At 73.4% G+C, this 22,241-nt stretch carries 23 protein-coding genes; 6 read left to right on the top strand and 17 right to left on the bottom strand.

Translation table 11 applies throughout. The features are described 5' to 3' along the window. The 3 genes from C1A33_RS02355 to C1A33_RS02345 all read right to left on the bottom strand — a co-directional run. The coding region (locus C1A33_RS02355; protein ID WP_165818191.1) for a chromosome segregation SMC family protein at positions 1-1,960 on the bottom strand (1,960 nt) is incomplete at its 3' end. 398 nt (positions 1,961-2,358) lie between these two features. After that, positions 2,359-2,556 carry a hypothetical protein gene (locus C1A33_RS02350; protein ID WP_011606869.1) on the bottom strand — a complete coding sequence of 66 codons (198 nt, stop codon included), beginning with the start codon at positions 2,554-2,556 and terminating at the stop codon, positions 2,359-2,361. Between the two features lie 213 nt (positions 2,557-2,769). Continuing rightward, complete coding sequence (locus tag C1A33_RS02345; protein WP_243407090.1) at positions 2,770-3,063, bottom strand: acylphosphatase; 294 nt, start codon at positions 3,061-3,063, stop codon at positions 2,770-2,772. Positions 3,064-3,219: 156 nt separating this feature from the next. Between C1A33_RS02345 and C1A33_RS02340 the strand changes: the two genes are divergently transcribed. Next, on the top strand, positions 3,220-3,456 hold the full coding sequence (locus tag C1A33_RS02340; protein ID WP_101829882.1) for a hypothetical protein: 237 nt from the start codon (positions 3,220-3,222) through the stop codon (positions 3,454-3,456). 16 nt (positions 3,457-3,472) lie between these two features. Here the strand turns inward: C1A33_RS02340 and C1A33_RS02335 are convergent, their stop codons facing one another. From C1A33_RS02335 to recG, 9 genes are all read right to left on the bottom strand, one after another. Continuing rightward, entirely contained in the window at positions 3,473-4,231 is a 759-nt protein-coding gene (locus tag C1A33_RS02335) for a DUF2786 domain-containing protein (protein ID WP_101829871.1), read from the bottom strand. A 212-nt stretch (positions 4,232-4,443) separates the two neighbouring features. Beyond that, positions 4,444-5,334, bottom strand: a complete 891-nt coding sequence (gene mutM, locus C1A33_RS02330; RefSeq protein WP_101829870.1) for a bifunctional DNA-formamidopyrimidine glycosylase/DNA-(apurinic or apyrimidinic site) lyase — start codon at positions 5,332-5,334, stop codon at positions 4,444-4,446. 32 nt (positions 5,335-5,366) lie between these two features. Further along, on the bottom strand, positions 5,367-6,212 hold the full coding sequence (gene rnc / locus C1A33_RS02325) for a ribonuclease III (protein ID WP_101829869.1): 846 nt from the start codon (positions 6,210-6,212) through the stop codon (positions 5,367-5,369). Then, entirely contained in the window at positions 6,209-7,237 is a 1,029-nt protein-coding gene (locus tag C1A33_RS02320; protein ID WP_101829868.1) for a phosphate acetyl/acyltransferase, read from the bottom strand. The genes rnc and C1A33_RS02320 overlap by 4 nt, the downstream gene beginning before the upstream one ends. Positions 7,238-7,243: 6 nt before the next feature. Beyond that, positions 7,244-7,414, bottom strand: a complete 171-nt coding sequence (rpmF, locus tag C1A33_RS02315) for a 50S ribosomal protein L32 (RefSeq protein WP_101829867.1) — start codon at positions 7,412-7,414, stop codon at positions 7,244-7,246. After that, entirely contained in the window at positions 7,414-8,028 is a 615-nt protein-coding gene (locus C1A33_RS02310) for a YceD family protein (RefSeq protein WP_101829866.1), read from the bottom strand. The genes rpmF and C1A33_RS02310 overlap by 1 nt, the downstream gene beginning before the upstream one ends. Before the next feature lie 270 nt (positions 8,029-8,298). Continuing rightward, the gene (gene coaD / locus C1A33_RS02305; RefSeq protein WP_101829865.1) at positions 8,299-8,787 is read right to left on the bottom strand and encodes a pantetheine-phosphate adenylyltransferase; all 489 of its coding nucleotides are present in this window, start codon (positions 8,785-8,787) and stop codon (positions 8,299-8,301) included. Next, on the bottom strand, positions 8,784-9,341 hold the full coding sequence (gene rsmD, locus C1A33_RS02300) for a 16S rRNA (guanine(966)-N(2))-methyltransferase RsmD (protein WP_101829864.1): 558 nt from the start codon (positions 9,339-9,341) through the stop codon (positions 8,784-8,786). The genes coaD and rsmD overlap by 4 nt, the downstream gene beginning before the upstream one ends. A 10-nt stretch (positions 9,342-9,351) precedes the next feature. Next, positions 9,352-11,541, bottom strand: coding sequence for an ATP-dependent DNA helicase RecG (recG, locus tag C1A33_RS02295; protein WP_101829863.1), 2,190 nt, complete (start codon positions 11,539-11,541; stop codon positions 9,352-9,354). A 218-nt stretch (positions 11,542-11,759) separates the two neighbouring features. On the opposite strand from recG, the gene rpmB reads away from it, so the two are divergent. Continuing rightward, entirely contained in the window at positions 11,760-11,948 is a 189-nt protein-coding gene (rpmB, locus tag C1A33_RS02290) for a 50S ribosomal protein L28 (protein WP_101829862.1), read from the top strand. A gap of 74 nt (positions 11,949-12,022) precedes the next feature. Further along, positions 12,023-13,129 (top strand): D-alanine--D-alanine ligase family protein, encoded by a 1,107-nt coding sequence (locus tag C1A33_RS02285; protein WP_101829861.1) that lies wholly within the window; start codon positions 12,023-12,025, stop codon positions 13,127-13,129. 48 nt (positions 13,130-13,177) lie between these two features. Here C1A33_RS02285 and C1A33_RS02280 read toward each other — a convergent pair whose 3' ends face one another. After that, a complete protein-coding gene (locus C1A33_RS02280; protein WP_243407089.1) occupies positions 13,178-13,687 on the bottom strand; it encodes a DUF3515 family protein in 510 nt (169 codons plus the stop codon). A gap of 46 nt (positions 13,688-13,733) precedes the next feature. Next, positions 13,734-13,967 carry an Lrp/AsnC family transcriptional regulator gene (locus C1A33_RS02275; RefSeq protein WP_009742309.1) on the bottom strand — a complete coding sequence of 78 codons (234 nt, stop codon included), beginning with the start codon at positions 13,965-13,967 and terminating at the stop codon, positions 13,734-13,736. A 251-nt stretch (positions 13,968-14,218) separates the two neighbouring features. Between C1A33_RS02275 and thiD the strand changes: the two genes are divergently transcribed. Continuing rightward, entirely contained in the window at positions 14,219-15,028 is an 810-nt protein-coding gene (gene thiD, locus C1A33_RS02270) for a bifunctional hydroxymethylpyrimidine kinase/phosphomethylpyrimidine kinase (RefSeq protein ID WP_101829859.1), read from the top strand. A gap of 100 nt (positions 15,029-15,128) precedes the next feature. After that, positions 15,129-16,481 (top strand): UDP-N-acetylglucosamine 1-carboxyvinyltransferase, encoded by a 1,353-nt coding sequence (murA, locus tag C1A33_RS02265; protein WP_101829858.1) that lies wholly within the window; start codon positions 15,129-15,131, stop codon positions 16,479-16,481. A gap of 14 nt (positions 16,482-16,495) precedes the next feature. On the opposite strand, the gene C1A33_RS02260 is transcribed toward murA, so the two are convergent. Next, positions 16,496-17,527 carry an NAD(P)H-dependent glycerol-3-phosphate dehydrogenase gene (locus C1A33_RS02260; RefSeq protein ID WP_207770114.1) on the bottom strand — a complete coding sequence of 344 codons (1,032 nt, stop codon included), beginning with the start codon at positions 17,525-17,527 and terminating at the stop codon, positions 16,496-16,498. A gap of 318 nt (positions 17,528-17,845) precedes the next feature. Between C1A33_RS02260 and cofC the strand changes: the two genes are divergently transcribed. Then, entirely contained in the window at positions 17,846-18,511 is a 666-nt protein-coding gene (gene cofC, locus C1A33_RS02250) for a 2-phospho-L-lactate guanylyltransferase (RefSeq protein WP_243407088.1), read from the top strand. 70 nt (positions 18,512-18,581) lie between these two features. Here the strand turns inward: cofC and C1A33_RS02245 are convergent, their stop codons facing one another. Continuing rightward, a complete protein-coding gene (locus tag C1A33_RS02245) occupies positions 18,582-21,071 on the bottom strand; it encodes a putative bifunctional diguanylate cyclase/phosphodiesterase (RefSeq protein WP_101829880.1) in 2,490 nt (829 codons plus the stop codon). Positions 21,072-21,215: 144 nt separating this feature from the next. Then, a complete protein-coding gene (locus C1A33_RS02240) occupies positions 21,216-22,229 on the bottom strand; it encodes a transglutaminase family protein (RefSeq protein WP_423748026.1) in 1,014 nt (337 codons plus the stop codon). Positions 22,230-22,241: the final 12 nt, after the last annotated feature.

Below are 22,241 nucleotides of genomic sequence, written 5' to 3'. Positions count from 1 at the left end.
CCGCCGCGCTCCCCGAGCCACCCGGCCCGGCAGGCCCGGCAGGCCCGGCCGCCAGGACCAGGGCGGCCCGGCCGGCATCGGCATCCCGCAGCCAGGTGAACGCGATCAGAACCTGCGCCGGGGAGGCCACCAGCAGGGCATCCGCCGCGGGCCCGAGGGCCGCCGCGATGGCGGCCTGCGCGCCGTCGCGCACGGTCAGGACGCCGGAGAGCCGGCCAAGGGGGGTGAAGGCGGCGTCCAGCGGTGGTGGCGCCGGCCGCGCGGCGGCGGTGCCGGCGGTCGCGGACCCGGTCTCCCGGCCGCCGCCGGCGCGCTGCCGACGTCCCTTGCCGCCAGGGCGCCCCACGCCGCCCCCGCCGGGCCCGGCCGCCGGATCGTGCGGCGCCGTCGGGGACACCTCGACGGGCTCGCCGGCCGCGCCGGCCTCGGTCCGCCGCGACGCCTCCAGCAGGGCGGCGACGCCATCCGCCGGGGACAGCGAGAGCACCAGCGCGTCGTGACGGGCGGCCCAGGACGCGCGGTCGCGCTCCGCGGAACGCTCCTGGGCGCGCAGCGTCTCCAGCCGGTCCACCGCGGTGGCGTGCACCGCCACCGCGGCACTGTGCCGCTCGGCGAGTTCCGTCCGGGCGTCCTCCATCCGCCGCAGCTCGTCGTCCAGCGCGGAGCGCGACTCAGCGGTCTCGGTGGCACGCTCGCTGGCGGCCGTCAGCGCCTCGGTGGCACGGACGATCTCCTGCTCGGCGCCGCTCGCGCGCGACCGGGCCGCCTCCACCTGGCCGGCTAGTCGGGCGATCTCCTCCCGCCGGGACGAGGCGGCGCGGGCGGCGGCGATCAGCTCCCGCTCCTCGCTCGCGAGCGCCTCCTCGAGGTCACCGCGGCGCGCCACGACCTGCTCGAGCCGCTCCCGGTCGATCTCCAGCCGCTCGGCGAGAGCCACCTCCTGCTCACGAACGGCGGTTGCCTCCTGCTCGAGCTCCTCCGGATCGCGCCGGCCGCGCAGCTCGTCGGAGGCCGTGCGCAGCAACCGGGCCCGCTCGGTGGCGAGCGAGCGGGTGCCCAGCAACCGCTCGCGCAGGGAGGCGATCGCGTACCAGGTCCGCTGGGTCTCGGTGGTACGAGGAACGATCTCGGCGAGCTCTGTCTGCAGGCGTTCCTCGCGCTGGGCCGCCGTGGCGTGGGCCGCCTCGGTCTCGGTGAGGCGGCGGCGAAGGACCTGCTCGTCGGCGGCATCGGTCGCCATGGCCGTGCGCGCGGTGTGCAGGTCGTCGGCGAGCAGCCGCAGCCGCGCGTCACGCAGGGACGCCTGGATGGCACCGGCCTTGCGGGCGATCTCGGCCTGGCGCCCGAGCGGGCCGAGCTGGCGGCGCAGTTCTGCGGACAGATCGGTCAGACGGGTGAGATTCGCCGCCATCGCCTCGAGCTTGCGCAGCGCCTTCTCCTTGCGCTTGCGATGCTTGAGAACGCCGGCCGCCTCCTCGACGAATGCTCGCCGATCCTCCGGCCGGGCATGGAGAACGGCATCGAGCTGACCCTGCCCGACGATGACGTGGAGTTCGCGGCCGATTCCGGAATCGCTCATCAGCTCCTGAATGTCGAGGAGCCGGCAACCGGTGCCATTGATCGTGTATTCACTCTCGCCGCTGCGGAAGAGCAGCCGGCCGACCGTGACCTCCGTGTACTCGATCGGCAACGCGCCGTCCGAGTTGTCGATCGTCAGCAGCACCTCGGCACGGCCGAGCGCGGGGCGCGCGGGCGTGCCTGCGAAGATGACGTCGGACATGGTGCCGCCGCGCAGCGCCTTGGCCCCCTGCTCCCCGAGCACCCAGGCGATGGCATCGACCACATTGCTCTTACCGGACCCGTTCGGCCCGACCACACAGGTGATTCCCGGCTCGAGGTGTAACGACGTCGAGCTGGCGAAGGACTTGAAGCCCCGCAGGGTCAGGTTCTTGAGGTGCACCGGTCTCCGGAGCAGCGGTCAGCAGGGGACGTGCGGCGGATGATCAGCAGCGCTGCCCACCGACGAGGGACGTCCACATACTATCGAGCAGCGGAGCGCGGTCATACGACCACACTCCGCCAACGCCGCGACTCCGAGACGCACCGTTCGGCCAATCCACCACCTGGGCGAACCGCCGAATCTCACGCGTCAGCACCACGCCTCAATGGAGGCACGCGCGAACGTGCGTCCACACGAGAACGTGAAACACCCCCCAGGGATGAATCGATCACCCAAGAATAGAGGATGATTACCCAGAGCTAGGGTGACAACGCGCGCAAATAGAGACGAAATACAGGAATTCGGGACCGGCCTAGCGGGGCCCGCAGTGCGCGCGACACCCCACCGCAACCCTCAGCTCAGCTGTAGGCCGGCTCGGCGTCGAGCGCCCGGACATCCTCCGGCACGTCGACACCCCCGACCAGTGCCTCGTTGACCTCACGTACTCGAGTCAGCTCTGCCTCAAGCTCCGCGACTCGGGCACGGAGCCGGCGCACCTCGTAAGAGAGACGCAGGTCGCTGCCGGAACCGACGTGGCCGAAAAGGGCCTTCGCCATGGTAATGGTCCTCCACGATGAGTGACCTAGTGGGCGTCGGACAACACAAGATCCAAACAGATCAGAGTGCGCCCCCAACAATGACTCCAGGATCCCACGCCGGGTGACCGAAAGTCAAGAGCATGCCACATGCCCCCCGGTCGATCTGGGGAACACACAAAAACTTGACCGTCATCCTGATGACAGGGCCGCGTGCACACCGTCGACAAGCGGTCACTTCCGGCGGAAGTCAGCCAGATCGCCCTGTGCGCTACGCCACACCAGCTGCACACGGTCGGTCCACCCAGGAGTGTGACCTGTCACGAGTAGCCGGGCCAGATCCCGACACGCGGACTCGTCGCCTTCCGCAATCACCTCGACCGCACCATCCGGCAGATTGGTGGCGGATCCGACCAGTCCCAGCCGTCGCGCCCGAGTACGCACGTAGTCGCGAAAACCGACCCGCTGAACTCTCCCGACGACCACGGCGGTGAACCGGACCACGGTCGTGCCAACCTGCGTCTGCATCACGGGTCCTTCACTCATCAGCGAGGTAGGGTACTGGCCATCGTGGACACCTCATCATTCCCAGACATGGCGGGCCAGCCGGGCGGGTCCCGGCGGCCGGTGGGCCTTCAGCGCTCGCGGCCGAACCAGCCACGCTCGCGCCGGAAGCCCACCGTCGTGGCGCTCGTCGGCGCCGCCCTCGGGTCGGCGCTCGTACTCAGTGGTTGCGGTCAGGACTTTCATCAGGAGGGCGGTTCGCTACCGGTGCCGCATGCGAGCGTCGAGGGCGATCGCCATGTGACGCCGGGGCCGGTCGACGACCAGGACAAGATCATCGGCCCTGGCTACGCACCACCGCGAACCGCCGGCCCCACGCAGACCGCGGTTCCGAACCTGCCGGGCGGAAAGCTGTAGCCCGGCAGGCTGTCCATCATCCCCGCGAGCCGATCGCCGGTGAGACCCGGCTGGAGATCCGGTTGTCGTAACCGAGATCGGCTCGCTCGCCGGCCTGGTATCCCTCCCGCCCGCCACTTCCCGACAGCTGCCGGGCCCGGGGGGTCCGCAGCCGCGGATAGACGGTGGCCATGTGCGCGTCCACCCGCCGGCTGCGATCCGCGAGGACGACGGCCACCGACGGACCGCCGGGCTCCTCGGCCGGTTCCGCCCGCTGCCGCGCCTGCGCCCGCTCCCGCGCCGTCCACTCCGCCTTTGTCAGACGCTCCGCGACCGCGAGCGCGAAGCCGGCCATCCACGACCGCCGGTACGCCCGCGGGTCCTCGCATCGCGGCGGTCGCACCGCGGCCAGTCCGTACACCTGCTGTACCAGCAGCGAGGTGAACAACAGCTGCACGCGCTGGATGTCCGCGTCCATACCGAACAGGTGCGCGGAGTGCTCGACCCCCTGCGCCCGGCGCATGGTGCGGTGCACGAGCCGGCAGCCCAGGGGCGTGGCGACGCTCGCGAGCAGCGAGATCTTGTCGCGGGCGTAAGGCGACTCGACCGTCACCACGAGATCCGCCGCCGCCCGCCGCGGCTCGGCCGCCTCCAGCAGCGCCCGGTCGATCCCGTACTGGGCGATGAGCTCGGCTGCCTTGGTGTTGTAGGCCTCTCGGGCCGCCTCGGTCAGACCCTCGCCCTCCGCCATGGCGAGCAGCTTGCGCACCCGGCCGAGCAACGCGTCCGGATTCATGGGGCGCCTCCATCCCTCTTGTGCCGGATGGCCACAACGCGACCCGGCACTCTCGGCGATGCCTCGCCGAGCAGGGAAGATCCCGAACTCGGCCCCGGACAAGGCGACAACATCCCTCACCCGCGGCGGACGGGCTCCCTCCGCCGCCACGAGCGCCACGCCCGCCCGCACGCCCTCGGGAGGAGGGTAGCTGTCGAACGTGTGATCGAATGCTACCACCTGGGGTGGCGGGGTGGAGGCTGGCAGATCGGGCAGGTGAAGCTGGAGCGGTTCATGAACGCGTCGCGCCGGATGGTGCCGCCGCACCGGCCGCACGGCTGACCGGCGCGGCCGTAGACCTCGAGCGAGCGCTCGAACAGCCCGCTGACCCCCTCCGTGGAGACGTAGAGCCGGTCGAAGGAGGTGCCGCCCGCGTCGAGCGCGGCGGCCATGACCGCACGGACCTCCACCAGCAGGCGGCGGATCTCCGGCCGGTTCATGGTCTCGGTCGGCCGGGCGTAGTGCAGCCGCGCCGCCCACAGGGCCTCGTCCGCGTAGATGTTGCCGACCCCGCTGAGCAGCGTCTGGTCCAGCAGCGCCCGCTTGATGCCAGTGCGCCGCCGGCGCAGGCGCCCGATCACGGCGTCCTCGTCGAACGCGGGGTCGAGCGGATCGCGGGCGATGTGGGCGATCGGCGCGGGCAGCTGCGCGCCGCCGACGTCGATCGCGAGGCCGCCGAAGGTGCGCTGGTCGACGAAGCGCAGCTCACGGCCCTCATCGGCGAAGACGAACCGCACCCGCAGATGTTTCTGATCCGGTGACCCCGACGGCACCACCAGGAGCTGCCCACTCATGCCGAGGTGGGCGATCAGCGCGTCCCCGGCGCCGGTCGACGTGTGCTCACCGGCCGCCGGCTCCGGGCACAGCGCGAGCCAGAGGTACTTGCCGCGCCGGTTCGCCGCGATGATGCGCCGGCCGACCAGCAGGGATCGGAAGTCCGCCGCTCCCGCCACATGCCGGCGCACCGCCCGGGGGTGGGACACCTCGACCTCACGGATCACCCGCCCGACGACCCCGCGCTCGAGCCCGCGCCGAACGACCTCCACCTCGGGAAGCTCAGGCATGATGACCGCCGACGACGAACGCCAGGCCCCGGTCAGGCAGCCGGCACGTCGCCGCCACGCTCCCGCACGCCGGAGGCGGCGCCGGCACCGTCCGTCCCGCTCACCGCCGGACCGGCCGGCGCGCCGCCCGCCGCCGCGTCCGCGTCACCCTGCTGCGCCGCGGCCGACGCTCGGCGCTCCAGCACCGCGAAGGCGGCGGCGGCCGCCCGCTGCTCGGCCTCCTTCTTACTACCGCCCTCGCCCTCGCCGAGCGCCTCTCCGGCGATCCTCGCGAAGGCGGTGAACCGCTTGGCGTGGTCCGGACCGGCCTCCGCGACCACGTACTCGGGCGGGCCGAGCGCGAGCAGCGCCGTCTGTTCCTGCAGCGAGGTCTTCCAGTCCAGGCCGGCGCCACGGCCCGCGGCCTCGTCCAGCAACGGGTCGAACAGCCGGTGGACGAAGTCGGAGGCCACGTCGAGCCCCGCCGACAGGTAGACGGCGCCGATGATCGCCTCGAGGGTGTCGGCGAGGATGCTCGCCTTGTCCCGGCCGCCGGTCGTCTCCTCGCCGCGGCCGAGCAGCAGGTAGGGGCCGAGGCCGGTCGGGCCGATCCCGCGGGCCACCGCGGCGAGCGCGCGCATGTTGACCACCGAGGCGCGCTGCTTGGCCAGCTGCCCCTCGGGCAGGTCGGGATGGCGCAGGAAGAGGGCGGCGGTGACGACGAGGCCGAGAACGGCGTCGCCGAGGAACTCCAGCCGCTCGTTGGTCGGCAGGCCGCCCTTCTCGTACGCGTACGAGCGGTGCGTCAGCGCGCGATCAAGCAGCTCCTGGTCGATGTCGGCGTCCAGGACCTTGATCAGGCCCTCGCGCGGGGGCGTCGGCGGCAGCTGGCGGGTCATCCGACCAGCCCGGCTCGGGCTCGCCGCCGGGCGACGAGCGTCGCCAGCGCCGTCCGGGCGTGCAAGCACAGATCCCCCCGAACGGCCAACGAGGCGACCCTCAGGGCCGCGAGCAGACCGTCGCCGCCGGCATCCACGGAACCTCCTTCGCCGCGGTCGGCGTGCACCGCGACGCCGTCGACCCCCAACACGATCGTTCCCCCCCGCACCTCAGGATCCTCCAGTGTTCCCCATGCCGGATCCAGCTCGGTACCCCTGTCCGCCGCGCCGCGCGGGCGCCGCCGTTCCAGCGCTGCCCGGATGACCGAGAGCACGATGTCGCCGGTGTAGCCGTCGGTGACCACGACCTCGAGTTCCCGGCCCGGCCCGGCCGCCGTCGCAACGGCGAGATCAGGCGTACGCGGGCCGAGATAGTCCAGGTCGAGCGTCCGCAGCGCCTCGTCGGCGGCGTCGCGCAGCGGGTCCACCAGCGCGACCCGCGCGGTCAGCAGGCCCACCCTGGGCGCCCGGGTGGAGAAGCGCAGTGCCGCGTACGCACCACCGAGCAGCGCGCTCTGCGCGAACTCGTCAGCGGTACCGAACGGGCCACCCCCCGCGTCACACAGGACGACACCCGCCTCGCGCTCACCGACGACCGAGGCGAGCACCGCCCGCGTCGCGCCGGGTAGCAGGCCGTACGTGAACTGGGCGGCCGCGAGGACGGACTCGACCGGCGCCACGGAGACCATGGCGTCCGCCTCGCCGTCGCGCACGAGCCGGGCCGCGACCCGGACGCCCGCGCCGCGCCGCCCGCGCACGTCCCGCAGCGCCTGCGGACCGCCGTCGACCGACTGCGACGCGCTCCGCAGCAGCACTCGCTCGCCTGGGGCGATGCCCAACCTGGCCAGGTCGTCCTCGACGCCGCCCTCGGCCGCCACGAGGATCAGCACGAGGCGTGGATCAGCGTCCAGCGCGGTGGGCAACGCCTCGAGGAGGGGTCCAGCGGGCAGCCCCTCCCCCAGCAGGTCTACGGCGATGCGGGTCACATCGGGTCAGACGTCAAGCACCTGACGATCGTTGTACCGGCCGCACGTCGTGCACACGGTGTGCGGCCGGATCACGTGCCCACGCGAGCACTTCGCGAGGGTCGGCACGGCGGCCTTCCACTGCGAACGGCGGGAGCGGGTGTTGCTGCGCGAGGTGCGCCGTTTCGGGACGGCCACTATTCCTTCTCCTTGTTCTCGTCAGGGTCCAGCGGACCCTGCTCAGCTCCTGTCGGAGTGTCCTGCGCCAAGCCGGACAGGGCGGCCCACCGAGGGTCGGAACGGGCGTGCGAGTGATCCGGCCCGACGTCGTCCAGCCGGGCGCCGCAGTCGACGCAGAGGCCCGCGCAGTCCGGCCGGCAGGTGGGCGACAGCGGCAGGTCCAGGACCAGGGCGTCGCGCACCACCGGCGCGAGGTCCGCGTGGTCGTCGACGAGAACGCGGACGTCCTCGTCCTCCTGCGACATGTCGGCCGCCCGGTCAGGGTAGTAGAACAGCTCACGGAGCTCGACCGTGCCGACGTCGCTCAGGCCTTCGAGGCAGCGGGCGCACTCCCCCTGTAGCGGGGCGACCACGGTGCCACTGACCAGGACGCCCTCGATCACCGACTCGAGCCGCAGGTCCAGCGTGCCCGTCGCGCCCGGGGCGACCCACATCATCTCCGTGCCGAGGTCGGCCGGGAGCTCGACCTGGGTACGCACAGGCCTCATGGACCCCGGGCGCCGGCCAAGTTCCCGGGTGTCGAGCACCAGGGGGCCCTTGGGGGTGCGGCGGCGGGGCTGTGATCCGGTCATGGCGGCAGTCACGTTCACGTCTGGTCCGAGTCGGGACGCCCGCCGATGGCGGGGCCTACATGGATGTGGTCACGGTCGACGTCGGCTGGCGAGCGGGGATCCGCGGGAGCCCGGCTCATCCGAGCGCCCGGAGCCCGCTCACCGAGGGGCGTCGGACGGATCCGAACCCAGTCAGTCGACGGCTCTCGTCCAGCCTATCCGATCGCGCCACCGGGCGGCCGGGCGCGCTCCCCGCCGGCACCCGCCCGCCGTGGCCCCGCCACGCCCGCCCTACTGGCCGCCGCGGTCGCGCAGCGCCTTCAGCACGACGTCGGGGACGAGCCCGGAGACGTCACCGCCGTAGCGGGCGACCTCCTTGACCAGACTCGACGACAGAAAAGCATATTGCGGATTCGTGCTCATGAAGAGCGTCTCCACACCAGCGAGCGAGTTGTTCATCTGGGCCATCTGCAGCTCGTAGTCGAAATCACTCACCGCCCGCAGCCCCTTGACGATGGACTGAATTCCTCGGGAACGGCAGAAATCTACGACGAGCCCATGCGACGAATCGACCACGACATTTGTCGGCGCAGCGGGATGATCTCGCAACGCCTGCCGAATGAGCTCGATCCGCTCGTCGATGGCGAACAAGGTCGCCTTGTTCTTGTTGATCGAGACGGCGACCACGACCTCATCAAAGAGTTTGCTCGCCCTGATGACGATGTCGAGATGACCGTTGGTGATCGGATCAAATGAACCGGGACAGGCTGCCCTCCTCATGATCGAATACCGTACCAGAGGACACCCTCTCCGTACCTCCGGTCACGGAGAGCGCGCAACCCAGCTGGCCATGCAACCGGACTCGATCGATGGGACCTTTCGACGACACAGACACCGTCCGCAGTCAGCCACGCGCCGGCGGCGAGCATTGACAGCACCTCGCCGACCTCGGCATCGCTCATCGCATAGGGCGGATCGAGGAAAACCACGTCGTAGGGATTCCCCGACGTGTGCTGCACCACACGCGTTACCGGCGACTGGAGGATCTCCGCTCCCGGCAGTCCCAGCATGGTCACGTTCCGGCGCAGCGCGCGGATCGCCGCCGGATCGCGGTCGACCAGCAGCACATGCGACGCGCCCCGGGACAGCGCCTCGAGCCCGACCGCGCCGGAGCCCGCGTAGAGATCGGCGACGCGGGCGCCGTCGAGATCCACCAGGGTGGCGAGACTGTTGAAAAGGCCCTCGCGGGCCCGGTCCGAGGTCGGGCGCGTGGCCCTGCCCGGCGGAACGACCAGTTGTCGCCCGCCGGCACTACCGGCGACGATGCGCGTCATCGAACGTCGGTCATCCCTTCTCCAGAAAGGCCGCGCTCGTGTCGTCGAGCATGGCATCGAGCAGGCGCCGCAAAGCGGGATGAGCGGTCAGCTCCGGATCCTCCTCGACGATCCGGACCGCCTCGACCCGGGCCTGGCGGATGAGGTCCTCGTCCCGCAGCAGCGCCAGCAGCCGCAGCGACCGGCGCCCCCCGGACTGGGCCGCCCCCAGGACGTCGCCCTCCCGCCGCTGCTCCAGGTCCAGCCGGGAGAGCTGTGCCCCGTCCCGGGTCGCCGCGACGGCGCCCAGCCGTTGCCAGGCCGGGGTCTCCTCGTCGACCGCCGTGTACAGCAGGCACCAGCCCGCGGCGGTGCCGCGACCCACCCGGCCGCGGAGTTGGTGCAGCTGGGACACCCCGAAACGATCCGCGTCCAGCACGACCATCACCGTGGCGTTCGGGACGTTCACCCCGACCTCGATGACGGTGGTCGCCACCAGGACGTCGGTCTTTCCGGCGGCGAAGTCGTTCATCACGGTCTCCCGCCGCGCCGGCGCCAGCCGGCCGTGCAGCGACTCGACCCGCAGGCCCGCGAGCTCTCCCTCGGCGAGCCTCGGCAGCACCTCGACCACGGTGGCCGCCGGGTGCGCCCCGCGCGCGTCCGCCCCGTCCGCCAGGTCCGCGGCCGCGGCCGGGTCGTCGTCGTCCGCGCCCTCGCCGCCGATCCGCGGGCAGACCACGTAGGCCTGGCGACCGGCGGCGACCTCGTCGCGGATCCGCCCCCACATGCGATCGGTCCACGACCGCACGGCGGCCGGGACCACGTACGTCGACACCGGGGCGCGCCCGGCCGGCAGTTCGGTGAGCTCGGAGACCTCCAGATCACCGAAGACGGTCATGGCGACCGTGCGCGGGATCGGGGTCGCGGTCATGACCAGCAGATGCGGCGGGCGCCGGCCACGAGCGCGCAGCGCGTCGCGCTGCTCGACGCCGAAGCGGTGCTGCTCGTCGACGATGATCAGGCCGAGGTCGGCGAAGACGACGTCCTCGTGCAGCAGCGCGTGGGTGCCCACGACCAGGCCTGCCGCTGCGCTCGCGAGGGATGCCAACGCCTCGCGCCGCGCCCGGGCACCCATCGAGCCCGTGACGAGGACCACTCCCGTGGCGCGCGGGTCTCCCCCGAGCTCCCCCGGGCGGGCCAGGTCGCCCAGCATCTCCCGCAGGCTGCGGTGATGCTGCGCCGCGAGGGTCTCGGTCGGCGCCAGCAGCACCGCCTGACCGCCCGCGTCCACCACGGCGAGCATCGCACGCAGGGCCACGACCGTCTTGCCCGAGCCGACCTCCCCCTGCAGCAGCCGATGCATCGGCACCGGGCGGGCCATGTCCGCGGCGATGGCGGCGCCGACCTCGCGCTGGCCCGCGGTGAGCGGGAAGGGCAGCGCGGCGTCGAAGGCGGCGAGCAGGCCGTCCGGACCGGCGACCCGCGCGGTGGTGGCCTGCGCCTGCACCTCGCGGCGGCGCCGCGCGAGCGCCACCTGGAGCACCAGCGCCTCGTCCCAGGTCAGGCGCTTGCGGCCGCGGGCGGCCTCGGCCCTCGAGGCCGGCTGGTGCACCAGCCGGAAGGCGTCCGCGAGCGCCGGCAGGCGGTGCTGCGCGCGCAGCCGGCCCGGCAGCGGATCGTCGAGGGGGTCCAGCGAGTCCAGCGCCAGGCGCACGCAGCGCGCCAGTGTCCAGCTCGGCACCTTCGCGGCGGCCGGATAGATCGGCACCAGCGCGTTCGCGAACCCCTGCCCCGCATCGTCGCCGTCCGCGTCCGTCTCCAGGAGCTGGACCTCGGGGTTGGTGAGCTGCCAGCGGCCGCGGTACTCGTCGACCTTCCCGGCGAACAGGGCGGTCGTCCCAGGACGCAGATCACGCTCCCGCCAGGTCTGGTTGAAGAAGGTGAGCGGCAGCGACTGGCGGCCGTCCGTCACCGTCACCTTCAGCATCGACCGGCGCCGGTCGCGCATCGGCCGCCGCTCGATCCTCTCCACCCGGGCCTGGACGGTGACGGTCTCGCCGACGACCAGGTCCGCGAGGTCGGTCAGCTCGCCGCGTTCGTGGTAGCGGCGGGGCAGATGCCCGAGGAGGTCGCCGACCAGGCGCAGGTCGAGGCCGTCCGCCAGCAGGCCGGCGGCACGTGCGCCGAGCAGCGTCGTCAGGGGCGTGTCGAGGTCGACCACACTCCAGATACTGCACCGCCCCACCGACGTTCTCCGGGCCCGATCACCGCACGCCCCACGGTCGGGACCACATCGGCCCATCCGGTGGCACGGCGGCTGAGGTACGCTCGGCATGGTTTCCGCCACGCGGGTTCTCCCGACCATCGCTTTCGGGATGAGTACACGCTCGCGGGCGACCAGCTACTACTTCGACTTACTACTTCGACGGAGTGTCTCTCGTGTCTTCGGTGTGCGACGTCTGCGGCAAGGGGCCGGGCTTCGGTATGTCGGTCTCCCACTCCCACCGACGCACTCGCCGTCGCTGGAACCCCAACATCCAGACCGTGCGCGGCGTGGTGGGTGGCGCGCGGCGTCGGATGAACGTCTGCACCTCCTGCCTCAAGGCCGGCAAGGTCACCCGCGGCTGACGCCGTCCCGCGCGAAGCCCTGCCGGAGGCCCCGGCCCATCCGTTAGGGTCCCGGCATGGCAGCATCCTCCGGCATGGCAGGAACCCCCGGTCGGATCCGGCTCGGCCTCCTGTTCGGCGGCCGCAGCACCGAGCACGCGATCTCCTGCGTGTCCGCCAACAGTGTGCTGCGTGCTCTTGATCGCGACGCCTACGACGTCCTCCCGATCGGCATCGACCAGGACGGTCGCTGGCTCCTGCTACCCGACGACGCCGACGCCCTCACCCCGCGGGGTGACGGGCTGCCGTCGGTTCAGGCGTCGGCCGGGCAGCGGATCGTCCTCGCGCCCGACCCGACAGGCCGTCGCCTCGCCCCGCGGGACGCCGCGTCGTCCGTGCGGGACTCGATTGGTGACGTGGACGTCGTGTTCCCCCTGCTGCACGGCCCGTTCGGTGAGGACGGCACCGTGCAGGGGCTGCTCGAGATGGCCGGTCTGCCCTATGTGGGTTCCGGCGTGTTCGCCAGCGCCGCCGCGATGGACAAGCAGCACATGAAGTCGCTGCTGCGGGCCGCCGGCCTGCCCGTCGGGCCGTACGCCGTGCTCCGTGCCGGCCAGAGCCTGTCCGAGGCGGACCAGGAGCGGCTCGGACTGCCCGTGTTCGTCAAACCGGCCCGCGGCGGCTCCAGCATCGGCATCAGCCGCGTGGACGCCTGGGCCGACCTCGACACCGCGGTGAAGGCCGCGCGGGCGAGCGATCCCAAAGTTCTGATCGAGGCGGCGGTCGTCGGCCGCGAGATCGAGTGCGGCGTGCTCGGGCGGCTCGACGGCACCTCCCCGCAGGCGAGCCTGCCCGCGGAGATCATCGTCTCGTCGCCGAGCGGTTTCTACGACTTCGACGCGAAGTACGCCTCCGACCAGACCCGCTTCGACGTGCCGGCCCGGCTGTCCCCGGCGGCGCTCGACCGCGTCCAGCGGGTGGCGGTCACCGCGTTCGAGGCGCTCGACTGCGCGGGCCTGGCCCGGGTCGACGTGTTCCTGACCCCGGCGGACGAGGTCGTCGTCAACGAGGTGAACACGATGCCCGGCTTCACCCCGATGTCGATGTTCCCGCGCATGTGGGCGGCGAGCGGCGTCGACTACCCGGCGCTGGTCGACCGGCTGGTGCGCCTGGCCCTGCGCGACGGCGCCGGGCTGCGCTGACACCGCCCACGCGGCCGGGACGAGGCCGTGGATGGCGGGACGAGGCCGTCAGGCCGTCGTCGACCGGCTGTGCGCCCGCACGGCGGCCGCCACCCCGACGAGCACGTCGAAGGGCTGCGCGTCCTCCAGAGCGGCGGCGGGCATGGTGAGCACGATGTGCGGCGAGCGGGTCGGCGTCGAGAACCGCATGCCGTCGCCCACCTTCTCCGAGAACCAGCCGACGTCGTCGATCACGGACAGCCTGGAGTCGGGCCGGTAGCTGGCCGGGACGCCGGCCGCCCCGCAGGACACGACGACCGGCCCGCGCCCGAACGCGGCCGCGCTGGTCTGCGGCGGGTCGAGCCGGCGCCGGTCGAGACCGTCGCCGAGCGAGGCGGGCAGCGCCTGGATGAGCGCGGCGCACGACGCCCGCTGCGACGGCGCCGGCACCGCGACGTCGGTGAGCCGGACCGGACCGGGACCGCCACAGGCGGCGAGCAGGACGCCCGCCGCCAGAGCGAGGACCGCCCCCACCCGGACGGTCGCTCGCCCCCGCCGGTCGTGGGCGCCGGTTGGCACCGTGATGCCCCGATCACGCCGATCGCCGCCGGTCGGGACCAGACCGTCAGAAATGGACGACGGGGCAGGTCAGTGTCCGGGTGATGCCGTCGACCGACTGCACCCTGGACATGACCATCTTGCCGAGATCGTCCACCGTGGGCGCCTCGGCACGCACGATGACGTCGTAGGGGCCGGTCACGTCCTCGGCCTGGGTGACCCCGGGGATCTGCTCGATCTCCTTGGCAACCGACGCGGACTTGCCGACCTCGGTCTGGATAAGGATGTACGCGTGGACCACAGACGCTCCCTCGTCGGACGTCGACAGCCCGTCGAGCAGAACTACGGGCCGACAGAAGGTAACAGGCAAACGGGCCGGATGAGAGCCTCCGCGGCCGAGGAATTTCCTCGACTCGGCCGGCGGTGGTCGATTGACGACCACCGCGCGCTCGTCCGGTCCCCAATCCTGGGGCCCGACGGCCCGTTCTCGTACCCGATTGTGATGGCAGCCACGATCACAGCTACGGATTGTGAAGACCGGAGAGACACGTGATGACCTGCCACGAACCGGCCGGTGCCCCGCCGCGCGCCCTGACCATCGCCGGCTCGGACTCGGGCGGCGGCGCGGGCATCCAGGCCGATCTGAAGACGATGCTCGAGTTCGGCGTGCACGGGATGAGCGCGATCGTCGCCGTGACGGCGCAGAACTCCGTCGGCGTCCACGGCGTGTGGGATCTACCGGCCGAGGCGGTGCGCGGGCAGATCCGCGCGGTCGTCGACGACATCGGGGTCGACGTGGTCAAGACCGGCATGCTTTCCTCGGCCGCGCTCGTCGCGCTCGTCGCCGGGGAGCTGGACCGGACCCGGGCACCGGTCGTCGTCGATCCGGTGGGCGTCTCGAAGCACGGCGACCCGCTGCTGGCCCCGGACGCGGTCGACGTCGTGCGCCGCGAGCTGCTGCCCCGCGCGACGGTGGTGACACCGAACCTGGACGAGGTCCGGCTGCTGACCGGCGTCGAGGTCCACGACGCCGCGGACCTGCCGCGCGCCGCCGAGGCGCTGCTCGCGCTGGGCCCGGCCTGGGTGCTCGTCAAGGGTGGGCATCTTCGCGGCGACGCGGTCGATCTGCTGACCGACGGCACCTCGCGGTTCCTGCTGCGCGGTCCCCGCCTGGACCGGCGGCACACCCATGGCACCGGCTGCACCCTGGCCTCCGCCCTCGCCTCCCGACTCGCCTGGGGCGACACGCCGGAGCAGGCGGCGAAGGCCGCGAAGGACTACGTCAGCGGCGCGCTGGCGGCCGGGTTCCCCCTCGGCGCGGGCATCGGGCCGGTGGACCACGGCTATCGTCACCGCAGGTAGCCGCCGCCGGTCCGGCCCCGCGCGCCGCTAGCACTTCTGGTTCAATCGGCCCGCCACATGTGACCTGATGCATCCGCACCATCGCCATGGGAGGTAGCCCGTGGGGGCGACCAACGCTGCAGCGACGACGCCGGGCGGCACGGACCACCGGTGGTACCGGATCGAGGGCGGCGAGCCGCTGCACGGCTCGGTCGAGGCCTCCGGCGCCAAGAACTCGGTCACGAAGCTGCTGGTCGCGACGCTGCTGACCCCGCAGCCGTGCACCCTGACCCGGGTGCCGCGCATCGCCGAGGTCGACGTCGTGCTGGGCATGCTGGCCGAGCTCGGCACCCACGTCGAGTGGCTGGACGACCACACCGTCCGGCTGACGACCGAACGGATCGTCGAGGCCTCGCTGTCCGAGGCCTACTCCGGGGTGAACCGGATCCCGATCCTGATGATGGGCCCGCTGTTGCACCGCGTCGGCGAGGCGGTCATTCCGCTGCCCGGTGGCTGCCGGATCGGCAAGCGCCCGGTGGACTTCCACCTCGCGGGCCTGCGGGCGATGGGCGCGGAGATCGTCGAGCAGCTGCGGTCCGTCCAGGTGAAGACGCTCGGGCTGAGGGGCACCCACGTCGCGCTGCCCTTCCCGAGCGTCGGCGCCACGGAGAACCTGCTGCTCGCCGCCGTCCGGGCACAGGGGACCACGGTGATCTCGAACGCCGCCGTCGAGCCGGAGGTCGTCGACCTCATCCTGTTCCTGCAGCAGATGGGCGCGCTCGTCGACGTCGAGGCGGACCGGACGATCGTCGTCCAGGGCGTGGACCATCTGCGGGGCGCCACCCACGCGCCGATCCACGACCGCATCGAGGTCGCCTCCTTCGCGGCCGCCGCCGTCGCCACCGGCGGCCGGGTGGAGGTGGTCGGCGCCCGCCAGGAGCATCTGATGACGTTCCTGAACCACCTGCGCCGCCTCGGCGGCGAGTTCGAGGTGACGCCCCGGGGCATGACGTTCTTCCGGTCCCGCCCGCTGACCGCCGCGCACGTCCAGACCGACGTGCACCCCGGCTTCATGACCGACTGGCAGCAGCCGCTCGTGGTGCTGCTCACCCAGGCGCGCGGCGCCTCGGTCGTGCACGAGACGATCTATGAGGACCGGTTCGGCTACACCCGCCAGCTCGCCGAGATGGGCGCGGACATCGCCCTGTCAACGCTGTGCCTGGGCGGGAAGTCCTGCCGGTTCGCCGCCCGCGACTTCGAGCACTCGGCGGTCGTGAGCGGGCCGACGCCGCTGACCGGCGGGGACCTGGCGATCCCGGATCTGCGGGCCGGCTTCGCCTACGTGCTCGCGGCGCTGGTGGCCGAGGGCACCAGCGTGATCCGCGGCACCCGGTTCCTGGAGCGCGGCTACGAGGATCCGGTCGGCAAGCTGCGCTCGATCGGGGCACGGGTCGAGCCCGCCCCGGTGGGCTAAGTACCGGGGCGACCCTAGGAGCCTGCCCCGGTGGGTTGGGACACCGGCCGGTACTCCGGCCCCGGCTCGCGGCTCATCAGGTCCTTGACCGCCTCCATCGGCGGCAGACCCTCGTAGAGGACCCGCTCCACCTGCCGGGTGATCGGCATCGACACACCGTGCCGCTCGGCCATGGCGAGCAGCGGCCGGCAGGACCGGACCCCCTCGGCCACCTGCCGCTGCTCGGCCTCCACCTGGGCGAGGGTGAGGCCCCGGCCGAGCTTCTCCCCGAACGTCCGGTTGCGCGACAGCGGCGACCCGCAGGTCGCCACCAGGTCACCGAGACCGGCGAGGCCCGCGAAGGTCATCGGATCGGCGCCGAGCGCGACGCCGAGGCGCACGGTCTCCGCCAGCCCGCGGGTGATGAGGGACGCCTGGCTGTTCGTCCCGAACCCCATGCCCTCGAGCATGCCGGCGGCCAGCGCGATGACGTTCTTCACCGCGCCCCCGAGCTCGCATCCGGTCACGTCGGCGTTGGTGTAGGGCCGGAAGTACGGCGTCCAGCAGGCAGCCTGGACGACCCGCGCGGTGTGCGGCGACGGGCTCGCCACCACGGTCGCGGCCGGATGCTCGGCGGCGATCTCGTGAGCCAGATTCGGCCCGCTGACCACCGCGATGCGCGCCCGGTCGACGCCGGCCACCTCCGCGATGACCTCGCTCATCCGCTGCCGGCTCGCCGCCTCGACGCCCTTCATCAGGCTGACCCAGATGGCGTCGGGCGCGGCGAGCGCCGCCCAGGGGGCGAGCACCGACCGCAGCGCCTGCGACGGCACCGCCAGCACGACCAGCTGGGCGCGCGCGAGCGCCCGCGCCGGGTCGACGGTCGCCCGGACCTGGTCCGGGAGACGGACCGACGGCAGGTAACGCGGGTTGACGTGCCGGTCGTTGATCGCCCTGACGACATCGGCGTCCCTGGCGACGAGGTCGACCCGGGCGCCGGCATCCGCGAGCACCTTGGCGAAGACGGTGCCCCAGGACCCGGCGGCGAGCACCGCCACCCGCCTCACGCGGCGGTCCTCCGGGCACGGGCGGTCATGAAGATGATCATTCCCTTCGGTCGGTCCTCGCGGGACCGGCGCCGCGATCCGGGCGCCGCGGCCCCTCCGTCGACCGTAACCGCCGCCCCGCGGGGCAGGACGATGGATGCGCCGCTCACCAGGCACATCGCCACGGCCGTGACGCCGGGAACGCGCCCGGGCGACGCGTGACGCACCCTCGGCGATCTCCTGACGACGCCGACGATACGTTCAGGACCAACCCGGCCACCCACCCCAGGACCGTCCAGCACGCCTGCAACGGCCTCGCCATGGCCTATGGTCGCGTTCGTGTCATTCCCCCCGGGTCAGGCGCCGTGGACGGTGCTGCTGCCGCTGAAGAACCTGGCGCGGGCGAAGTCCCGGCTGCTGCGTCCGGACCGTGGCCGGCTCGCGCTCGCCATGGCGCTCGACACCGTCACGGCCGTGCTCACCACCGCGAGTGAGCTGGTGGCCGTCGTCATGGTGATCACCAACGAACCGGCGGTCCAGCGAGCCCTGACGCCGGCCGTGCGGGCCCGGCTCGTCGTCCTGCCCGACGTGCCGGACGAGGGTCTCAATCCGGCGCTGGCGCACGGCGCGACGGTGGCGGGCGAGCGCTGGCCGGGGCGCCCGCTGGCCGCGCTGTCCGCCGATCTGCCGGCGCTGCGCACGCAGGAGCTGGCCCGCGCGCTGGCCGAGGCCGGCAGGCATCCGCGCGCGGTCCTCGCCGACGCGGCCGGCACCGGCACCGTCCTGCTCACCGCCACGGCGGGCGCCGCGCTGGACCCGTCCTTCGGGCCGCGTAGCCGCGAGGCGCACCGGCGCTCCGGCGCGGTCGACATCACCGGCCCGCTGGGCGCCACCGTGCCCGGCCTGCGCCACGACGTCGACACGGTGGAGGACCTCGACCGTGCCCGCCTGCTCGGCGTGGGCAGCGCCACCGCGGCCGCGCTCGACGGCGCCACGCCGGACTGACCGGACCGACGGGACTGACCAGACCGACGGGACTGACGGGACTGACCGGACCGACCGCCGGGGTGCGGGCTCAGATCGCGGCGGCGGACGGCCCGGCGGCTCGCGGCCACCGGCCCGCCATCCCGATCCGCCGGCCGGCGGCGCCCTCGCCCTGCGCGCCCGGGGCCGCCGGACCGCTCTCCTCCTCCTCCGTCGCGGCCCACCGCGCGACCAGCGGCGCCGGCAGCGGCCCGGGTCGCGCGAAGTGGTACCCCTGGCCGAGTTCGCAGCCGAGCTCCTCCAGTTCGGCCACCTGGCCCTCCTGCTCGATCCCCTCCGCGACGACCACCGCGCCCAGGTCGTGCGCCATGCTGATCATCCAGCGGCGCATGGCGGCGACCCGGCCGCCCTCCCGCGGTGGTTCGAGCAGGGTCCGATCGAGCTTGACCACGTCCACCGGCAGCAGGTGCAGGGCTGCCAGCGTGCTGTGGCCGGCACCGACGTCGTCGAGGGCGACGGCGACGCCCAGCGCGCGGACCTCCTCGAGCACCTCCCGCGCGCCGTGCAGGTCGCTGATCCGGCTGGTCTCGGTGACCTCGACGACGAGGCGGGACGGGTCGAACCGGCTCGCGGCCAGCGCCCGCGCCACGCTGTCCAGCAGGGTCGTGTCCGCGACCCGGCTCGCGGACACGTTGACGTGCAGGCGAAGCCCCGGATCGGGGTAGGCCACCGCGATCTCCGCGCAGGCCTGACTGAGGATCATGTCGTCGAGGGTGCCGACGATTCCGCTGTTCTCGGCGGCGGCGACGAAGGTGCCGGGGGGCACCGGCCCGCGCCCGGGGGCCGTCCACCGCGCGAGGGCCTCCAGGGCGACCGGCCGGCGGTCCCGAAGGCGCACGATGGGCTGGTAGTGCACGGCGAAGCCGGCCGACCAGCCGCCGCGGCGCAGCGCCGTCGCCAGCGCGTCCGCGAGATGGGTCCCCGCCACGAGCTGGGCGCCGGGCGTCGCGCTCAGGCCGGGCCGGTAGACGACCAGCCGGTTCTTGCCCGTCTGCTTCGCCGCGTGCAGCGCGGTGTCGGCGCGGCGCAGCAGGGCCTCGGTCGTCTCCTGGGTCCGCCCGGCCACGACCAGCCCGACGCTGGCGCGCACGGGCCAGTGGTGGCCGCCGACCGCCACCGGCTGGCGCAGGGCGACGAGCACCCGCTCGGCCACCTGCTCGGGCAGCTCCCGCCCGCCGTCGAGCAGGACGGCGAACTCGTCGGCGCCCAGCCGGGCGACCGTGTCCGACGTGCGCACGCAGTGCCGCAGCCGCTGGCCGACGGCGCGCAGGAGGTGGTCGCCGGCGGCGTGGCCGAGGCTGTCGTTGATGACGCGGAAGTCGTCGAGGTCGCAGTACAGGACGGCGACGTCGCGTCCGTCCCGTCGGCTGGCCGTCAGCGCGTCGGTCAGCCGCTGGTGGAAAAGACCCCGGTTGGCGAGCTCGGTGAGCGGATCGTGGGTGACCCAGTGCCGTACCTCGCGCTCGGCCTCCCCCAGCGCCGTCACGAGCCGCTGGCCGGTCCGCAGCGTGACCATCTGGCGCGCGAGCATCGCGGTCACCAGCGCCACCCCGGCCGCGATCTCGACCGGATCCAGCGCGCCGGCGCGCCCGCAGCGGCCGAGCAGCAGGGCGGCCACCGCCGTGGCGGCGAGGTGGGGGGCGCAGGCGCGGGCCCACTCGGCGAGGTCCGCGCGCCGCTGGTCGCGCTCCGGCGCGGCATCCTCGTCCGCCTTGCCGGCCCACTGGGCGGCCGCGGCGACCAGGAGCGCGCCCATCACCGCGGCCGGCGCCGCCATCGGCCCGACCGCCCGCGCGACGCCCTCGCCGGCCGGGCCGGACCAGTCGATCCGGCCGTACCAGAGGCCGGCGAACGCGAGGGATACGAGCCCGGCGCCGGCGGCGACGACCGCGGGCAGGTCGGCCGGCTGGCGAAAGCCCGTGACGTGCAGGACCGCGAGGGCCAGCACCAGCACGGCGACGGGATGCGCGGCGGCGACCAGCTGCCGGGCCGCCCCGGCGCCGGGGTGGGCGCCCGCGTCGGCACCGCCGAGGCCGGCCAGGACGCCGGACCAGGCCAGCAGGCACAGCGAACCGCTCACGATGACCTCGTCGAGCGCGTCGTGCGCGATCAGCGGCCGGCGGGGCCGGATCGCCCAGCCCGCCCCCGCGGCGGCGGCCGCCGCCGCCGCGGGCACCGGTGCCGGCAACGGCACGACGAGCCCCGCCGCCGGGGCGGCCCGGGCCCGCGCGCGCCGGGCCCGGCTCGCCGGCACGGCCGCGAGCGCGGCGAGCGCGAGCACTGGCATGGCGAGCTGGCCGATCTCGACGAGGTACCCGACCTCGGAGATCACCCGGCGGCCGGCCTCGGCCCCATCCCAGCGGTGCAGCACCCAGGCCGTCTGCCCCAGCGTCCAGGACGACAGCGCCAGCGCCAGCCAGCCGAGCCATCGGCCTCGCGCCCGGCCGAGACGACGCCCGGCCCTCGCACAGCTCAGCGCCGCGGCCAGACCGGCGACGACGGCGGCGGCGTCGACAGGCATCACCCGCCCCGCCCTCCTCCCCCGTGCGTCGGCCGCCCGGGACAGAGGGACCCTCACATTGCGATGGAAACGGCCGAACATATAACCCGAAATTGTCAACAGCGGACGTCGCCGCCGTCGTCAACGTAGCGCGTGATCGCTCTATCACAAAGAGTGGGCAGATGCCTCGCGTGCCGCGCGGTCTCCTAGTGCGTCCACGCCGACCACCGCCACCCGCTGCTCGGCGTGCAGGGTGCCTCGTCCCAGCCCGCGGTACACGCCCGAGGTGGGCGCGACGTCCGCGTAGTCCCGCCCGACCGCGACCGTGACGTAGCGCAGGTCGGCGAGCCGGTCGTGACACGGGTCGAAGGCGACCGCGACGACGCCGGGCTCCCGGTCGCCGGCACCCGCGAGCATGATCACCTCAACCCAGGCGTGGGACGGCCCGTCGCCGACCAGGTGCCCCGACACGTAGCGGGCGGGCATCCCGGCCGCCCGGCACAGCGCCAGCATCACGTGCGCCTGGTCCTGGCACACCCCCGCGCCGCCGGCGAGCGCCTGGGCCGCGGTGGTCGTGACGTCCGTGCTGCCGGGCTCGTAGCGGACGTGGCTGTGCACCCAGCCGCAGAAGCGGCGGGCCGTGAGCATCGGATCGCCGGTGGCGAGCGCCCGGGCGGCGGCGCTCAGCGCCGCGTCCGGGGCGGTCAGCACGGTGGGGGCCAGCAGCCGCCGCCCGGTCAGCGCGGTGGCCCGCAGCCAGGGCCGGGCACCCCCGCGGACTCGGTCGAGACGGACGTCGACGTCGAGGTCGAGCTGGCTGGGCACCTCCGCGAGGCGCACCGTCGCGACCCGGGTGCCGTCGGCGCCGCGACCCCAGCCGACGCGCGCGCCGGGCGCCGAGACGGTCAGCCGGTCGGCGCGGACCGTCTGGTCGCCGTGGCGGCGCGGCGGCACCACGACGAGCCGGTGCACCAGATCGCTCGCCGGGCCGTCGTAGACGTAGCGGAACCGCTGGGTGATCCGGTACGACACCCGGGCCCCCGCCGGGAGCGTGAGCAGATCAGGAACACCGTCGCCCACGTCTGTGATTTCGGACACATGTCGGGCGTGGGTCGACGCGACGACCACCGCGCTCGCGGCCGGCGCGGGCGGCGATCCGGCGGGCGATGTTTCCGTCACGATGCCGATCGT

The organism is Frankia canadensis (assembly GCF_900197875.1).
In the GTDB taxonomy this organism is placed as follows: Bacteria; Actinomycetota; Actinomycetes; order Frankiales; family Frankiaceae; genus Frankia; species Frankia canadensis.
The sequence above is the reverse complement of the archived record's forward strand: the minus strand, read 5'-3'. Positions and strand labels throughout refer to the sequence as shown.

Excerpts from the sequence above, each read along its gene's own strand:
- C1A33_RS02285 (WP_101829861.1), top strand. The coding sequence starts at position 12,023 with ATGGCAGGAACCCCCGGTCGGATCCGGCTCGGCCTCCTGTTCGGCGGC.
- rnc (WP_101829869.1), bottom strand. The coding sequence starts at position 6,212 with ATGACCCGCCAGCTGCCGCCGACGCCCCCGCGCGAGGGCCTGATCAAG.
- rsmD (WP_101829864.1), bottom strand. The coding sequence starts at position 9,341 with ATGACGCGCATCGTCGCCGGTAGTGCCGGCGGGCGACAACTGGTCGTT.
- C1A33_RS02245 (WP_101829880.1), bottom strand. The coding sequence starts at position 21,071 with ATGCCTGTCGACGCCGCCGCCGTCGTCGCCGGTCTGGCCGCGGCGCTG.
- mutM (WP_101829870.1), bottom strand. The coding sequence starts at position 5,334 with ATGCCTGAGCTTCCCGAGGTGGAGGTCGTTCGGCGCGGGCTCGAGCGC.
- C1A33_RS02345 (WP_243407090.1), bottom strand. The coding sequence starts at position 3,063 with ATGCAGACGCAGGTTGGCACGACCGTGGTCCGGTTCACCGCCGTGGTC.
- C1A33_RS02310 (WP_101829866.1), bottom strand. The coding sequence starts at position 8,028 with ATGACCGGATCACAGCCCCGCCGCCGCACCCCCAAGGGCCCCCTGGTG.
- thiD (WP_101829859.1), top strand. The coding sequence starts at position 14,219 with ATGACCTGCCACGAACCGGCCGGTGCCCCGCCGCGCGCCCTGACCATC.
- C1A33_RS02350 (WP_011606869.1), bottom strand. The coding sequence starts at position 2,556 with ATGGCGAAGGCCCTTTTCGGCCACGTCGGTTCCGGCAGCGACCTGCGT.
- coaD (WP_101829865.1), bottom strand. The coding sequence starts at position 8,787 with ATGAGGAGGGCAGCCTGTCCCGGTTCATTTGATCCGATCACCAACGGT.
- C1A33_RS02335 (WP_101829871.1), bottom strand. The coding sequence starts at position 4,231 with ATGAATCCGGACGCGTTGCTCGGCCGGGTGCGCAAGCTGCTCGCCATG.